The 14,984-nt window shown below is 55.0% G+C and carries 12 protein-coding genes; 11 read left to right on the forward strand and 1 reads right to left on the reverse strand.

Going from position 1 to position 14,984, the window contains the following annotated elements; genetic code table 11:
* Positions 1-7: 7 nt before the first annotated feature.
* The 9 genes from gyrB to rpsR all read left to right on the forward strand — a co-directional run bounded on the left by gyrB (position 8) and on the right by rpsR (position 10,559).
* Complete coding sequence (gene gyrB, locus EKM97_RS01885) at positions 8-1,966, forward strand: DNA topoisomerase (ATP-hydrolyzing) subunit B (protein ID WP_125570573.1); 1,959 nt, start codon at positions 8-10, stop codon at positions 1,964-1,966.
* 288 nt (positions 1,967-2,254) lie between these two features.
* Positions 2,255-4,870 carry a DNA gyrase subunit A gene (gene gyrA, locus EKM97_RS01890; RefSeq protein ID WP_125570574.1) on the forward strand — a complete coding sequence of 872 codons (2,616 nt, stop codon included), beginning with the start codon at positions 2,255-2,257 and terminating at the stop codon, positions 4,868-4,870.
* A gap of 99 nt (positions 4,871-4,969) precedes the next feature.
* Entirely contained in the window at positions 4,970-6,943 is a 1,974-nt protein-coding gene (locus EKM97_RS01895; RefSeq protein ID WP_125570575.1) for a hypothetical protein, read from the forward strand.
* Positions 6,944-7,077: 134 nt separating this feature from the next.
* The gene (locus tag EKM97_RS01900; protein WP_125570576.1) at positions 7,078-7,626 is read left to right on the forward strand and encodes a GNAT family N-acetyltransferase; all 549 of its coding nucleotides are present in this window, start codon (positions 7,078-7,080) and stop codon (positions 7,624-7,626) included.
* Positions 7,619-8,200 (forward strand): sugar O-acetyltransferase, encoded by a 582-nt coding sequence (locus tag EKM97_RS01905; protein WP_225419193.1) that lies wholly within the window; start codon positions 7,619-7,621, stop codon positions 8,198-8,200. Before EKM97_RS01900 ends, EKM97_RS01905 begins: the two co-directional genes overlap by 8 nt.
* 29 nt (positions 8,201-8,229) lie before the next feature.
* Positions 8,230-9,141: a Gfo/Idh/MocA family protein gene (locus tag EKM97_RS01910; protein ID WP_125570577.1), complete on the forward strand. Its 912-nt coding sequence runs from the start codon at positions 8,230-8,232 to the stop codon at positions 9,139-9,141.
* Between the two features lie 224 nt (positions 9,142-9,365).
* The gene (gene rpsF / locus EKM97_RS01915) at positions 9,366-9,662 is read left to right on the forward strand and encodes a 30S ribosomal protein S6 (protein WP_125570578.1); all 297 of its coding nucleotides are present in this window, start codon (positions 9,366-9,368) and stop codon (positions 9,660-9,662) included.
* A 44-nt stretch (positions 9,663-9,706) separates the two neighbouring features.
* On the forward strand, positions 9,707-10,297 hold the full coding sequence (ssb, locus tag EKM97_RS01920; RefSeq protein ID WP_125570579.1) for a single-stranded DNA-binding protein: 591 nt from the start codon (positions 9,707-9,709) through the stop codon (positions 10,295-10,297).
* 25 nt (positions 10,298-10,322) lie between these two features.
* Complete coding sequence (gene rpsR / locus EKM97_RS01925; protein ID WP_125570580.1) at positions 10,323-10,559, forward strand: 30S ribosomal protein S18; 237 nt, start codon at positions 10,323-10,325, stop codon at positions 10,557-10,559.
* Between the two features lie 707 nt (positions 10,560-11,266).
* On the opposite strand, the gene EKM97_RS01930 is transcribed toward rpsR, so the two are convergent.
* Positions 11,267-12,100, reverse strand: a complete 834-nt coding sequence (locus EKM97_RS01930) for an HAD-IIB family hydrolase (protein ID WP_125570581.1) — start codon at positions 12,098-12,100, stop codon at positions 11,267-11,269.
* Between the two features lie 106 nt (positions 12,101-12,206).
* On the opposite strand from EKM97_RS01930, the gene EKM97_RS01935 reads away from it, so the two are divergent.
* Together EKM97_RS01935 and EKM97_RS01940 are read left to right on the forward strand one after the other, a co-directional pair.
* Entirely contained in the window at positions 12,207-13,064 is an 858-nt protein-coding gene (locus tag EKM97_RS01935) for an AraC family transcriptional regulator (protein WP_164507399.1), read from the forward strand.
* Positions 13,065-13,194: 130 nt separating this feature from the next.
* Positions 13,195-14,586, forward strand: a complete 1,392-nt coding sequence (locus tag EKM97_RS01940; protein ID WP_125570583.1) for an aspartate ammonia-lyase — start codon at positions 13,195-13,197, stop codon at positions 14,584-14,586.
* The last annotated feature ends 398 nt before the right edge of the window (positions 14,587-14,984 follow it).

Genomic DNA, 14,984 nt, shown 5'->3' on the forward strand with positions numbered 1-14,984 from the left:
ATTAACCTTGAGCGATAAGGATATCGAGCAGAAAACAAAGGCAGAGCGGGCAGCGGAATACGATGCTAGCCAGATTCAAGTTCTGGAAGGCCTCGAAGCCGTTCGGAAGCGTCCTGGGATGTACATCGGGTCAACCGGTCCCCAGGGTCTGCACCACCTAGTTTGGGAAATTATTGATAACGGGATTGATGAAGCCTTAGCTGGTTTTGCCACGACCATTAACGTTGAAGTTGAGGAAGACAACTCCGTCACCGTCACCGATGATGGCCGCGGGATTCCAGTTGACATCCAAAAGAAGACGGGCCGGCCAGCGCTGGAAACTGTGTACACCGTTCTGCACGCCGGTGGTAAGTTTGGCGGCGGCGGTTACAAGGTGTCCGGTGGTCTGCACGGGGTTGGTGCGTCCGTTGTGAACGCCCTGTCTACGAACGTTGAAGTTGAAGTTGCACGTGGCGGCAAACGCTATGGCATTACCTTCAAGCGTGGCAAGGTCGACAAGCCAATGTACGTCATTGGTGATGCGCCCGAATCCGAACACGGCACCAAAGTGCATTTTGTGCCGGATCCCGACATCTTCACCGAGACGACGGTTTATGACGACAAAATTCTGGTGACCCGGATTCGCGAACTGGCATTCCTGAACAAGGGTCTGCGTTTGACCTTTACCGACAAGCGGAAGGACACAGCTGAAAAGCTGGAGTTCCACTACGAAGGCGGTCTGCGCCACTACGTTGAATTCCTCGACAAGGGGAAGGAAACGCTGCTGCCAGAACCCGTTTACGTTGAAGGCCAGCAGGACGGCATCACCGTTGAAGTCTCCTTGCAGTACACGGATGGCTTTGCAAGTCAGCTGCTGACTTTTGCCAACAACATCCACACCTACGAAGGTGGGACACATGAGGCCGGGTTCAAGACGGCGCTCACCCGTGTCATCAACGCTTACGCCCGCAAGAGTGGGGCGCTGAAGGCGAACGACGACGCGCTGTCTGGGGATGACGTGCGTGAGGGGATGACCGCGGTTGTCTCCGTCAAGCACCCGGACCCGCAGTTTGAAGGACAAACCAAGACTAAGCTTGGTAACTCTGATGCGCGAACGGTCACGGACCGCATGTTCAGCGAGCACTTCAACAAGTACCTGATGGAGCACCCGGCTAACGCCAAGCTCATCATCGACAAGGCAATGCTCGCAAGCAAGGCGCGTCTGGCTGCTAAGCGGGCGCGTGAAGTGACGCGGCGCAAGAGCGGACTGGAAATTTCTAGCCTGCCTGGGAAGCTGGCGGATAACTCCAGCAAGGACCCAGAAATCTCCGAATTGTTCATCGTCGAAGGGGACTCCGCCGGCGGTTCCGCCAAGAGTGGTCGGAGTCGTTTGACGCAGGCCATCCTGCCAATTCGGGGGAAGATTCTGAACGTTGAAAAGGCCAGCATGGAACGCATTTTGGCCAACGAAGAAATCCGGACGCTGTTCACGGCCATGGGCACCGGCTTCGGTGAGGACTTTGACATTAGCAAGGCCCGCTACCACAAGCTGATTATCATGACCGATGCCGATGTCGACGGCGCACACATTCGGACACTGCTGCTGACGCTGATTTACCGTTACTTGCGTCCAGTTCTGGATGCCGGTTACGTGTACATCGCGCAGCCACCATTGTACCGTGTGCGTCAGGGCAAAATGATGCGTTACCTCGATACCGATGCTGAGCTTGAAGAATTGGTCGGCCAATTGCCACCAAGTCCCAAGCCAGAAATCCAGCGGTACAAGGGTCTTGGGGAAATGGATGCCTCCCAACTGTGGGAAACAACCATGAACCCAGAGAACCGGCGCCTGCTACGGGTATCACCAGAGGACGCGGATGCGGCCAACGAAATTTTCGAAACCCTGATGGGCGACAAGGTGGAACCACGCCGGAAGTTCATCGAGGACAACGCCGTGTTTGTGGACGCGAAGAATATTGATGCGTAAAAGGTAGTGTGTGCAGCTCGACGGGTAGCTCTTGAGCATTAGCGGAGCATCGCAATTGGCACGGTTTTTGCGCCAGTTGTGATGCTTTGCTAAGCGGAAAGAGCTGTCGAGCGGAGCCGTTCTTAGAAACGGCTAAGCACACTAACGCCACATAGAACGGCTCCGCGGGGCAGACTTCTGCGCTTTGCCTGATTAAGCGTCAAGGCCAAAAAACGGCCTTAACTCTTAATCCCGCAAATGCTCAAAGTCTAAGCGCCCCGCTCCGCACACTAAAAAGGAGTACATCGAATGGATTTGGAAAACCAAGATCATCGCATTGAGACCGTCGAACTCGGTCCCACGATGAAGAAGTCATTCCTGGAATACGCGATGTCTGTTATCGTGGCCCGCGCCTTGCCGGATGTCCGGGATGGCCTTAAGCCCGTTCAGCGCCGTATTTTGTATGGGATGAACGAACTCGGCGTCACGCCTGAGAAACCTTACAAGAAGTCCGCACGTATCGTCGGGGACGTTATGGGTAAGTATCACCCCCATGGTGACTCCTCCATTTACGAAGGTATGGTGCGCATGGCGCAGGACTTCTCCTACCGCTACATGCTTGTCGACGGCCACGGTAACTTCGGGTCTGTCGATGGTGATGGCGCCGCCGCAATGCGTTATACCGAAGCGCGGATGAGCAAAATCACGCTGGAAATGCTGCGCGACATCAACAAGAACACCATCGATTGGCAAGACAACTATGATGGCACCGAACGTGAACCCGTCGTGCTGCCAGCCCGCTTCCCGAACTTGCTGGTTAACGGGGCAACCGGGATTGCCGTCGGGATGACCACCAACATCCCGCCACACAACCTGGCTGAAGTCATCTCCGCCTTGCACATTCTGATGGACAATCCGGATGCGAGCGTCACGGACCTCATGTCCGTAATGCCTGGGCCAGACTTCCCAACTGGGGGCGTGGTGCTGGGTAAGTCCGGTATCCGCAAGGCTTACGAAACTGGTCAGGGCACGATTACCGTGCGCGCTAAGGTTGAGATTGAGCAGGAAAAGTCCGGCCGCGAACGCATTATCGTGACCGAAATTCCGTACATGGTCAACAAGGCCAAGCTGGTTGAACGCATTGCTGAACTCGCTCGCGACAAGAAGATTGAAGGCATCACGGATGTCAACGATGAATCTGACCGTGAGGGGATGCGCATCGTGGTTGATGTGCGCCGCGATATGTCGGCCAACGTCATTTTGAACAACCTGTACAAACTCACGCCACTGCAGACTGGGTTCAGCTTCAACATGGTGGCCATCGTGGATGGTGCCCCGAAGACGCTCTCCTTGAAGCAGATTCTGGAATACTACCTGAAGCATCAGGAAAGTGTTATCCGCCGGCGGACCGCCTTCGACTTGAAGAAGGCCCAGGCTCGGGAACACATCCTCGAAGGTTTGCACATTGCCCTGGATCACATTGATGAAATCATCAATATCATCCGCGGTAGTCAGACTGGGGACCAGGCCAAGACCATCCTGATGGACAAGTTCAACCTGTCCGACAAGCAGAGTCAGGCCATTCTGGACATGCGCCTCGTTCGTCTGACCGGTTTGGAACGCGACAAGGTTGAGAACGAACTGAAAGACGTCCGTCTCGCCATTGCCGATTACCAGGACATTTTGGCCAAGCCAGAACGAATCCACCAGATTATCTACCAGGAACTGCTCGACATTCAGAGTAAGTTCGGTGACAAGCGCCGGACCGAGCTGCGCGTTGGCGAAGTGCTTTCCATTGAGGACGAAGACCTGATTGAAGAGGAGCAAGTGGTTGTTGCGCTCACGCACAACGGTTACGTCAAGCGCCTGCCGCAGGACGAATTCAAGACGCAAAACCGCGGGGGCCGCGGGATTCAGGGCATGGGCGTCCACGACGACGACTTCATGGAACACCTGATTACCACCTCGACCCACGACACGCTCCTGTTCTTCACGAACCAGGGGAAGGTCTTCCGCAGTAAGGGTTACGAGATTCCTGAATACGGCCGTTCTGCCAAGGGGATTCCAATTGTCAACTTGCTTGGCATTGGTTCCGGCGACAAAATTCAGGCGGTCATCAACGTGCCGCGCGACCGACAGGATGACCACTTCCTGTTCTTCGTCACCCAGAAGGGGACCGTCAAGCGGACGCCAGTGAGCGAATTCGCCAACATCCGTAGCAACGGGCTGATTGCCCTGAGCCTGCGTGAAGGCGACGAGCTGAACAACGTGCTGCTGACCGACGGCGATGACACCATCATGATTGGGAGTCACAGCGGTTACGCGGTCACCTTCAGTGAAACCGCCGTCCGCAGCATGGGTCGGAGCGCGGCCGGTGTGCGCGGGATGAACCTGCGTGCTGAAGACTACGTGGTTGGTAGCGACATCATGCGTGCAGACCGCGACGTGTTCGTCATTTCCGAGAAGGGTTACGGTAAGCGGACACCCGTTGCTGAATACCCTGTTAAGGGTCGTGGTGGTAAGGGGATTAAGACCGCCAACATCACGGAAAAGAACGGGAACTTGGCCGGCATTACGACGGTTGATGGTAGCGAGGACATCCTCGTGGTTACGGACGCCGGGGTCATGATTCGCTTCCACGTTGGTGACGTCTCCGAAACTGGCCGTAGCGCCATCGGGGTCCGCCTGATTCGTGTCGATGACGGGACGAAGGTTGCTACCATGGCGAAGGTTGATCACGAAGAGGATGCTGACGTCGCTGAGGTTGCGGATGCAACGCCGGCAGTCGGCGCGCAGCAGTCCACTGATGCCGCGGCAACGCCCATAGATGGTCAGACTGACGCTCAGGTGCAAGAACTCCTGCACCGCGCTGAGGACGACCAGAACGAAGCAGCAGACGACACGACCGACTCTGATGATGAATAAGTAATAGCACCAAAGTAGGCGGCAGACTCTCCGGAGTCTGCCGCCTTTTGTTTGGCCGTAAAGCGGTTATAATGACTAAAAAGGGAGGGGACTGGCGACATGAAATACGTGAATACAGAGGTTTTAAGCCTGAACATTGATTTAACAAATGCGTATGACAGTGATTTTCTTGGTGAACGTGCATGCCGCCAGTATCTAGCTATTGATGACCTGGGCTGGGTGACGCTCCGTGAATATGGGCGAGTAGCCGCTGATATGCCTGAATATTTGGAATGGCTCGCGGTGCGGCAGGTACCTTTGGCTGAGCTGCCCAATTTGCTTGCGAGTGTGCGGGCATTGGCCGTTGACGTTCCGGCGCTGGCGGTTGGCACAGTGCCTGATTGGCATCTTATGCTTCGGGAAGATGACCAGACGAGCTTTTGGCAGGGTTGCACGGCCGCCAATAACTTGGCGGCACGAGCGCTGAGTGTTAGTTTGCAACATTTGCTGGACTTACCGAATCTGTGGCCGTTGGGAGATGACGCGGGTAACACTCCACAGTTAATTGCGGAACCGAATTTGCCGGATGGCGCGACGTTTGCGCAGTACTACTTGACGGCATTTATGGATTCGGCCAGTGACGTGCCCTTTTTACAGGCGAATTTTGCCGAGAAAGCGAAACTGGCCGGACTGCACACTGTGGCAACAGACGAGTTTGAATCACTTTACGGTACCGCTTGGTTGAGTGATCCCATTGCACTTAAAAAGCAAATTAGTGCGATTACTGAAGCGACGGAATTGGGCGGCGCTATCGTTGCCCGGCACGCTGCGTGGCTGCAGGGAGACCACAGTGCATTATTGGCGCCTGAAGTGCGCAGCTGGTTTATGATCGCGCTGGCCCGTTTGCGGGAGCTGGCGGCACCGGCAGGTTCACCGGGGCGAGAACACCGCGAGTTTGCGACTTTAAGTTATGACGCCCGTGATTCGCAGCTGTTTTTGGCACCACCTAACTATGCTGACCAGCAGTTGACCGTTGATGAGGCGGGGCTGGCAACTTTTGCGCGTTATTACTATGGTGACTTTAATGACCGGGCGCAAAAACAGCACCGCTTGCTGCTGGCAAAGCAGTTATGCATCGCTAAACCGCAGCAGCTGTTCACCGCGTTCAAGCACTTGCCGAATTTGGCAGAGCGGCCAGTTAGTGTACAAGACTCGGGTGATTGGACGCTGACAGTTGCCAGTGGAGACGGGACGACGCGTCAAACTGGGCATTTATCGGATGTTTTACCACAGGCATACCTACAATTTAGTCAACTTTTGGCCAGAGCAGTGGCTACTCCTGAATTCATGGATCTGACTGGTGGCGCACGGAACTGGCCGGATTTGCAAAAGGCGGCGGGGAAGCAGCCTGAAGCCATCACGACCTTTGAATTAACCCTGCAAGATGCCACTCAAACCATTAAGGAGCGACTGCAACTGGACGCTAAGGCGGGCACCTATGAGTACCAGCAAAAACAAGGCTCGCGCACCGTGGCAACAAAGGTGAGTGACGGCGCAGAAGTAATGGTGCTGCTCCAGCAGATCGCCCGCTATAATTTGGTAGTTGCTGATGGCATTGCGTCACCAGACATGACGCCGCGGGAGTTTATGACGAATGCTGGAACGTACAGTTTAGACGTGCTGTATGCAAATGGCCTGGAAATCACGACGACAGCTCCTTACCGTCGTGATGGCTTGCCGATTGCCTGGGACCAGGTCATGTATCGCATTGCGCGGTTTACTGCTGAGACCGGGCAGGGAGCACTGCTCAACCCGAACCGCTTCTTGCTTGGTAAGCGACCAGGTGAACTGATTTACTTAACCGTGGTGTTTACGAAGGACGGTCAAGAATACAATTACCAAGCGGATGAGGACGTATACCAAGTCGGTAGCCGAGTGCTTGTACCGGTGGGGAGTGAGAACCGCCAGTCAGTTGTGACGGTGACGAGCGTCGATTATTACATGCCGGGTGAGGAGCCATATCCAGCCGCAAAGACGAAACATGTTTTGCGTTTCGCTGATGCAGATGACGAAAATCAGGCAGAAGATGATTAAGGTAAAGGGGTTGTGCCAAAAGACTTTTGACGCGGCCTTTTTTGTGTGGGCATGACGTGCAGGCCCGCGTATTTTGTTCTAGCGGTTAATCGGCAAGCGCTTTATACTGAAACCAACTAAAGGAGATGCTAACGATGGAGATACGGGGACTACGCAGCGGCGATGAGGCCGCGTACGCGCGCTACCGGACGGATTTTTTGCAAAATGATGCCGATAATCCTTACAGCGCGGATATTCGCGCACGTTTGGCCGCGGATACCACCTTGGCAGATGCGCTCGACCGGGCCCGCGCGAACCTGATGCCGGACGGGGAATGGCAGGTGCCGCAGATGGATTACTACTTGTTCACGGACGCCGGCAACATTGGTGGTCGCCTGGCACTGCGGGTGACGATGAACCCGCAACTCGCGCGTACCGGCGGACACTTGGGTTACTCGGTGCCACCTGCTGAGCGCGGCCAAGGCTATGGCGAACGCCTGTTAGATTACGGTCTGGCCTTTTTCCGCGGCCGGGAGCCCTTCATCATCGTGAGTGCATATGCAGGCAACGCCGCCAGCCGGCACATGATTGAACGCGTCGGTGGCGTCTTGCAAGCGGAGCCCGGATTGACTAGTGGGGATGAGCCGCTGTGCGTGTACCACGTTCCCGTCGCTGGGCAAAAGGAGGAAGCAAACCGTGATTGAGCGAATGCAAAAGCAAGCGCCTTACGCGTCAGATAACCGCGACATGCCGCATGCTGAGCAGCTGGCCGCCAAGAAATTATGTTGGCAACTCAACCAGCTGCCGCCAGACGCAGAAGATGAGCGCCAGGCGATTATTAAACAGCTTTTCGGCGAGAGCACCCCACTGACTTTTGTCGAGTCGAATTTCCACTGCGACTATGGCTTCAACATTCACAGCAAGGGCTTTGCGCTCATCAACTACAACTGCAGCTTTCTGGACACATCGCCGATTACCCTCGGCAACGGGGTGTTCATTGCACCGGGCGTTGTGCTGGCCTGCTCGGGTCATGCCGTGCTGGCGGAGCAGCGCCGCGCGGGCATCGGCACCAGTGCGCCCATCACGCTTGAAGATGACGTGTGGCTGGGCGCGAACGTTACGGTGACTGCCGGCGTCACGATTGGCGCGGGGAGCGTCATCGGTGCTGGTAGTGTGGTGACGCGCGACATTCCGGCTGGCGTGGTGGCCGTGGGCAGCCCTTGTCGGGTGCTACGCAAGGTGACCGCGGCGGACCGGGTCACGCTCACTCGCGATTGAATTTTGCAGAGACAACAGGAGGTAATGGCATGTTGAAGATTGGGGTAATGGGCCTCGGGAACATCGCGCAAAAGGCGTACCTGCCCGTTATGGCGGCGATGCAGGATGACTACGAATGGCACCTGTGCACACGCAACGCCGCAAAAGGGCAGCACCTGGCCGCCAAGTACGGCTTTACACACGTCTGCCAGACACTGGACGAACTTATTGCTAGCGGTGTGGACGCAGTATTCGTGCACACGCCAACGGCAACACACGCCGCGATTATTGAGCAACTACTGCGGGCGGGGGTTAACGTGTACGTCGATAAGCCGGTCGCCACGGATCCGGATGTGGTGGCGCGGCTGTACGCCCTTGCGGAGGAAAAGCATTTGCTGCTCACTTGCGGTTTTAACCGCCGTTTTGCGCCGAACAACGTGCTACTCAAGCAAGTAGCCGGCAAACAGATGGTAACGGCTGAAAAGTCGCGCCAGCACACCCAGCAGGACGCTGAGTTCGCACTGTGGGACCTGATGATTCACCCTTTAGATACGGCCCTGTGGCTGGCTAGTGAGTCGGTAACGCCAATTGCGCTGCAGGTTCGCACGGATACGGCGGGGATGCTCCAGCAGGCGTATTATGTGGCGGACGGCGAGCACGTTCACGTTGCGGTCACCGTTAACATGGACGCTCACGCCAACCTCGAGCAGGTGACGGTGCAGGGCGTAGATGAGCGCTTGAGTAGCGAGGACCTCTTGCAGCTGCACCGCGACGATACGGCCAGCAGCACGCTGGTGCACCGCCCGGACTGGGAACCGGTGCTGGAAACGCGCGGTTTTGCACCACTGATTCGCGCCTTCTTGCAGGCAGTGCAAAATAGCGGCACCAATCCCGTGAGTCCGGAATCAGTGCTGGCTAGCCACCGGGCGTGCGCAGCGCTAGTTGCCGAACTGACAAAATAGTGTCCAGAATGATTTTACTGGCGAGGCAAAGCGCCCAACTTTTGCGGAATATATAGTGTCGGTCGGCACGTTGCGGCTGCCTTTTCCAAAAATGCAGCTTGCTGATGAGCCAAAACTATGCTATCCTTCTAGTCTGTGAGTATTTAGCCCATCGAGGCTCCGTGCTTACCCCTTGTCTCCGCTACGAGCGGGGACCTGAAGACCATAAGGAGGTGAAACGTCAAATGGCTGAAACAAAGTATGAAATCACCTACATCATCCGTCCTGATATGGATGAAGCAGGCAAGGCTGCTCTTGTTGAACGGTTTGACAACATTCTGAAGGATAACGGTGCTAACATCGTTGATTCTAAGGACTGGCAGAAGCGCAAGTTTGCATACCAGATCGGCAAGTACACTGAAGGTACTTACCACATCGTTAATGCAACCGCATCTGATGACAAGGCTATCAATGAATTTGATCGTCTTGCAAAGATCAGCGCCGACATTCTGCGTCAGATGATTATCAAGCGTGAAGACTAGTCGAGACTAATCCCGATTAGCTTCAAACTAAGGGGGACGAAGGAATGATTAATCGTGTCGTATTAACAGGTCGCTTGACTCGTGACGTCGATCTTCGGTACACACCGAGTGGCGCCGCGGTCGCAAACTTCACACTAGCAGTTGACCGCCGGTTTACGAACCAGGCGGGGGAGCGGGAATCCGACTTCATTAACTGCGTGATGTGGCGGAAGAGCGCCGAGAACTTCAGCAACTTTACTCGTAAAGGCTCACTTGTTGGGATTGATGGCCGGCTTCAAACCCGGAACTATGAAAACCAGCAGGGCCAGCGCGTGTGGGTTACCGAAGTTGTCGCGGACGACTTCAGCTTGCTCGAATCTCGGGCAACAACTGAGGCACGCCCACGTGGGAACGACGGCACCGGCAATTCCTTCAACAACCAGGGCAATGGTGGTTCTTACCAGAACCAAAACCAGCAGCCCCAAGGTGGATCACGTCCAGCTGCCCCAGCTGGCTCCGGAAACCAGAACCAGTCGCACCCTGCAGGTGGCAACAATGCCCCACAGAGCAACGACCCGTTCAACAGTACCAGTCCTGACCCGTTCGCAAACAACGGCAAACAGATTGATATTTCGGATGACGATCTGCCATTCTAAAAAATAGAATGAAGGAGTGATTTCGATGGCACAACAACGTCGTGGTGGCCGTCGTCGCCGTAAGGTAGACTTCATCGCCGCAAACCACATTGAATACATCGACTACAAGGACACCAATCTTCTGGAACGTTTCATTTCAGAACGCGGTAAGATCTTGCCTCGTCGTGTTACTGGTACCTCTGCTAAGAACCAGCGGAAGCTCACGGTTGCTATTAAGCGCAGCCGTATCATGGGCCTTCTGCCATTCGTAGCCGAAGACTAGTCTTCAATACGTAAACCAGGACACCGTTCAGCTTAGGCTGGGCGGTGTTTTTTTGTATTCCGGCATCTGTGAGGACGAAAAAGCGCTGGTTAGACTGAATGCCGGGACTGGGGTGAATGGACTCCGCAATCAAGGGCGAGTGACGCGGGGTCGCTCACGCCTGACAAGCCAGGCTACCGCTAAACTTTCTGCCGAAGCCCACGGCAGAAAGCTTTACCCCGGGGACGATAGGTCAGCACAAAACGGCTTTGCCAGTTGTGCTGACCTATCGTCCCCTTTTTGCGTCACCTGCCCTCGATTGCTACGTCCATCCATCCCAGTCCCTAAGTGGTTTTGCGACATGGCTGGGATGGGTAAGACGTGTTCGGCAAATATGACTTAGCATAATTGAGTGAGTTTGTATCTGATTGGATAGAGTGTGGTGGTTATCGGTAATTCGTGTGGTTATTGAAGTAGTTAATTTCAGCCCGATTGTCTATATCAAGTGGATGATAGAATTTACCGCAGATTTTGATGTATCACCGTCTTGGTAATGTGAGTGCACGTCGGAACTGGGGCGGTCCCGCGCACCCGCTTCCCGGTCGCGCAGCTAATTCGGCCCAGTTTCGACCCCCTGGTCTATTCTTTTAAATCATTAATGGATAGCAAAAGAGCCGCACCCTGACGGGCCGGCCCTTTGCTGGTTTGTGTGAAATTAAGAGGTGAACCTAACGCCCAGTCGCCCAACTAAGCGGCCGCGTGTACGTGCGCCGCTTGCTGCTGACCAGCTGCTGCATGACGAGCAGCACGCCACCGTCATCGCAGGATGCGGTGCGGAAACGCGCCACCTTTTCCATGCCGTAGGTCGCATTCTCAACGATGTAGCTGTAGCTGACCAGCCGCAACATCTCGATATCATTGTCGGTATTCCCAAACGCCATCATCTGCTTAGCGGTGATACCCATATCACTGCCGAGCCGCGCGAGGGCGGTACCCTTGCTGACACCGAGGTTCATAATGTCGACCCACTGCTCACCGGCTACAACCACTGCGAAGTTATCCGCGTAGGTTTGTTCAAAAGCCGGGAGGGCGGCGCTACTGTGGCCGTCGGGGAAGAACGCGCTAATTTTGTCGGCGCTCGCCGTGAGTTGCTCAATGTCACTGACGACCTCAATCTTAGCGAAGGACGCGGCCAAGGCGTTGCGGTGCTTGATGTCGCGGCGGTCGATGTACGCACTCGTTGGTCCGCAAACCACTGGCACGGCCCCTGCGCGCCGCATGAAGTGGCACATGCGTTGGTAAGTTGCTGGGGCAATCAGGCTAGCGTATTGCACCTGCCCGTTCGCGTAAAGCACGGCGCCGTTGTCGCAAATGAAACTCATTTCCTTGTTGCGCGGAAACATCTTCTGCAGAGTGTGCAGGGAGCGGCCGCTCGCGATGACCGTGTGCACGCCCATCGTGGCGAGTTCCTGTGCGTAAACGGCGAACTGCGCCGGTAAGGTACCCTTGCTCGTTAACAATGTTGCGTCCAAATCTGTCGCTACCAAGCGAATCTCAGCCATGTCCTTCGTCCTTTCCTTAAGCCATGACCCCAGTATAAGTGGTACTTATAAAGTAAAATGCTATAATCGTCCGTAAAGATAGCATTATTGTATGGAGGCGTGGAAAGTGGCCCTGAAGTTGAATTCAGATCTGTCTGCACAGGTTGATTATAATTTTGGTGAATTACCTCTGTGCATCAAAGTACTGGACATGTACAAACTGAACTACCAGATTCCCAGCCATTGGCACGTGGAACTGGAGTTTGTGCTCGTGATTAGCGGTGAGTTGACTGCGGTGGTAGCCGCACAGTCCGTGACCCTGCGGCAGGGCGAGGCGATTGCCATTAACAGTGGTCGCTTGCACCGTCTGCTTGCACCCGTCGGCAGTGATTGTCGGATTGCCGTCGTGGTGGTGGATCCAGCGCTGCTGTTGCACGCGTCGGCTAAGCAGCAGGCGCTCATGGCCCAGCGTCTGGCCCCGAGTAGTCGTGATTACTTGCGCCTAGACGGACACAGTACTTGGCAAGACGGGGTGCGCAAGCGCATTAGTATCCTGGCGAACTACTTTCGTTTTGGGGGCGCGGATGATTTAACTGCTTACGCCGAAGCGCTGACCATGTGTGCGCGCACATTGCCGCATTTTGCGGGGGAAACACCAGCGGTTAGTCAGCTGCTGGCGGTGATGTTGGACTTCGTGGAACGCAACTATGCCCAAGCGATTACCACGGCGGACATCGCGCGCAGTGCCCAGTTGGGCCGCAGTCGCTGTTTTGCCGTGTTTGCCGCTGGCGGTTACCCGCCGCCGGCAAGCTACTTAACGCAGCGGCGCGTGCAGGCAGCCTGCAAAATGTTGCGGAGTAGCGACATGACGAGTGCAGAGATCAGTCAGCGCTGCGGCTTTGCCAGCCCCAGCTATTTTGCTCGCGTCTTCAAACAGGAAATGGGCATGACGCCGCTGCACTATCGGCAGCGACAGACGGTGTAGCGCTGCGATTGGACAGTGCCGGTGATTTGTGGCATACTTTTGACAATTTGAATAATTTGTAGTGCTGCCCCCGCGCTTGTGCGGGGGTAGTGGTGTAATTAATTTTCAGCTGTGACTGGAGGATTACGGAATGCATTACGAAGAAGACTGTGTTGGTCGCATGGCGTTACCTGATGACGTGTTGTACGGGGTTCACTCCGCACGCGCCGCGGTGAACTTTCCCTTTAAGCAAAAGACGCACCCACAACTGATTGCGGCAATGCTGCTGATCAAGAAGGCGGCGGCGCTCACGAATATGCACGGCGGCACCTTAGCGCCGGACAAGGGCCAGGCAATTGTGGCGGCGTGTGATGAACTACTGACGGGAGCGCACGCGGAGGCGTTCATCGTGCCCGCGATTCAGGGCGGTGCCGGAACGTCGACCAACATGAACGTCAATGAAGTGGTCGCCCACCTGGCGACGCGTAACACGGGGCTGGCCATTCACCCCAATGACGACGTGAACCAGGGCCAGTCGACCAATGACACTTACCCTAGTGCCGGCAAAGTCGCCGCGCTACGCTTACTGCCAGACGTACTCGACGCAATTATGGACTTGCAAAATGCCCTGCTCGCTAAGGCGGATGAGTACTGCGATGTGATCAAGGTGGGCCGCACCCAGTTGCAAGACGCCGTGCCGACAACTTACGGCAAGGTGTTCTCCGCTTATGCGCACATGTTTGACCGTGATTTGCGGCGCCTGCGTTTTGCCGCGGACGCACTGCGGGAGATGTCATTGGGCGGGACCGCGATTGGTACGGGTATTAACGCCAGCACTTACTACCAGCAGCACATCGTGGCTGAAGTCAGCAAGCAAAGCGGCTTGCATTTGCGCCAGGCGGCGGACATGAGTGACGCCATCCAGAATACGGATGAGCTCGCCGAGTTCTCCGGGGCGTTCAAGTCTCTAGCCATCAACCTGAACAAGCTAAGCAACGACCTGCGTCTTTTGGCAAGTGGCCCGCAAGCTGGGTTGGGCGAATTAGTGCTCCCAGCACGGCAGGCAGGCTCATCCATTATGCCAAACAAAATCAATCCGGTAATCCCGGAGGCAGTGAACCAAGTGGCCTTCGCCGTTATCGGCAACGATGTGGCCATCACCATGGCGACCCAAAATGGCCAGTTAGAGCTGAATGCTTTTGAACCACTGACTTTCGCTAAGCTTTATGAAGACGAAGAGGAACTCACTGCGGCGATGCAGATGCTGACAGCATTTTGCATCAAGGGGATTAAGGTCAATGTGGCAGCGTGCCGGCACGCGGTGGAGCATTCCGCAGTCGCTGCTACGGTACTGGCACCGTACATTGGGTACCGAACGACAACCAAGTTGATCAAGGAAGCGTTGGCGACTAAACGCTCGGTTAGAGACTTAATAGTAGAAAAGAACCTGCTACCGGAATCGACAGTCAGTCAGCTCTTTAGTAATGCGGCATTACTCGGCCAAGATGTTGAGACAAATAAGCTGCGAGCAACCGGCAGATAATAGAAGAAAAGGCGTCGCGAGTGGTTTCACTCGCGACGCCTTTTTGCTTGCTATAAAAATGAATTTTGTCCCGAGACAAAAAACTTTTCAGAAAGTGTTGACGTGGGTTCTGAAACTTGGTACTATATTTGAGTTGTCAATTGAGCAAGTCGTTCCGCAAGGGACGGCGCAAAGCCTATCAGGTCAAGCTCCTTGATAATTAAATCAAATATGTTGTTGACAAGCTTGTCACAACATTGTATGATATAAAAGTTGTCGCGAGGCAACAAAGTAGTTCCTTGAAAACTGAACAAAGTTTCGTATATGTGTAGGTTCTTCAGCTTAGTGCTGAAGGAATTAAAACATTTGCGATGTCAATTCGCTTTTTTAAAAACAATAATGAGCTCTTTGAGCTCTCT

The organism is Lacticaseibacillus songhuajiangensis, assembly GCF_003946025.1.
GTDB classification, from domain to species: Bacteria; Bacillota; Bacilli; order Lactobacillales; family Lactobacillaceae; genus Lacticaseibacillus; species Lacticaseibacillus songhuajiangensis.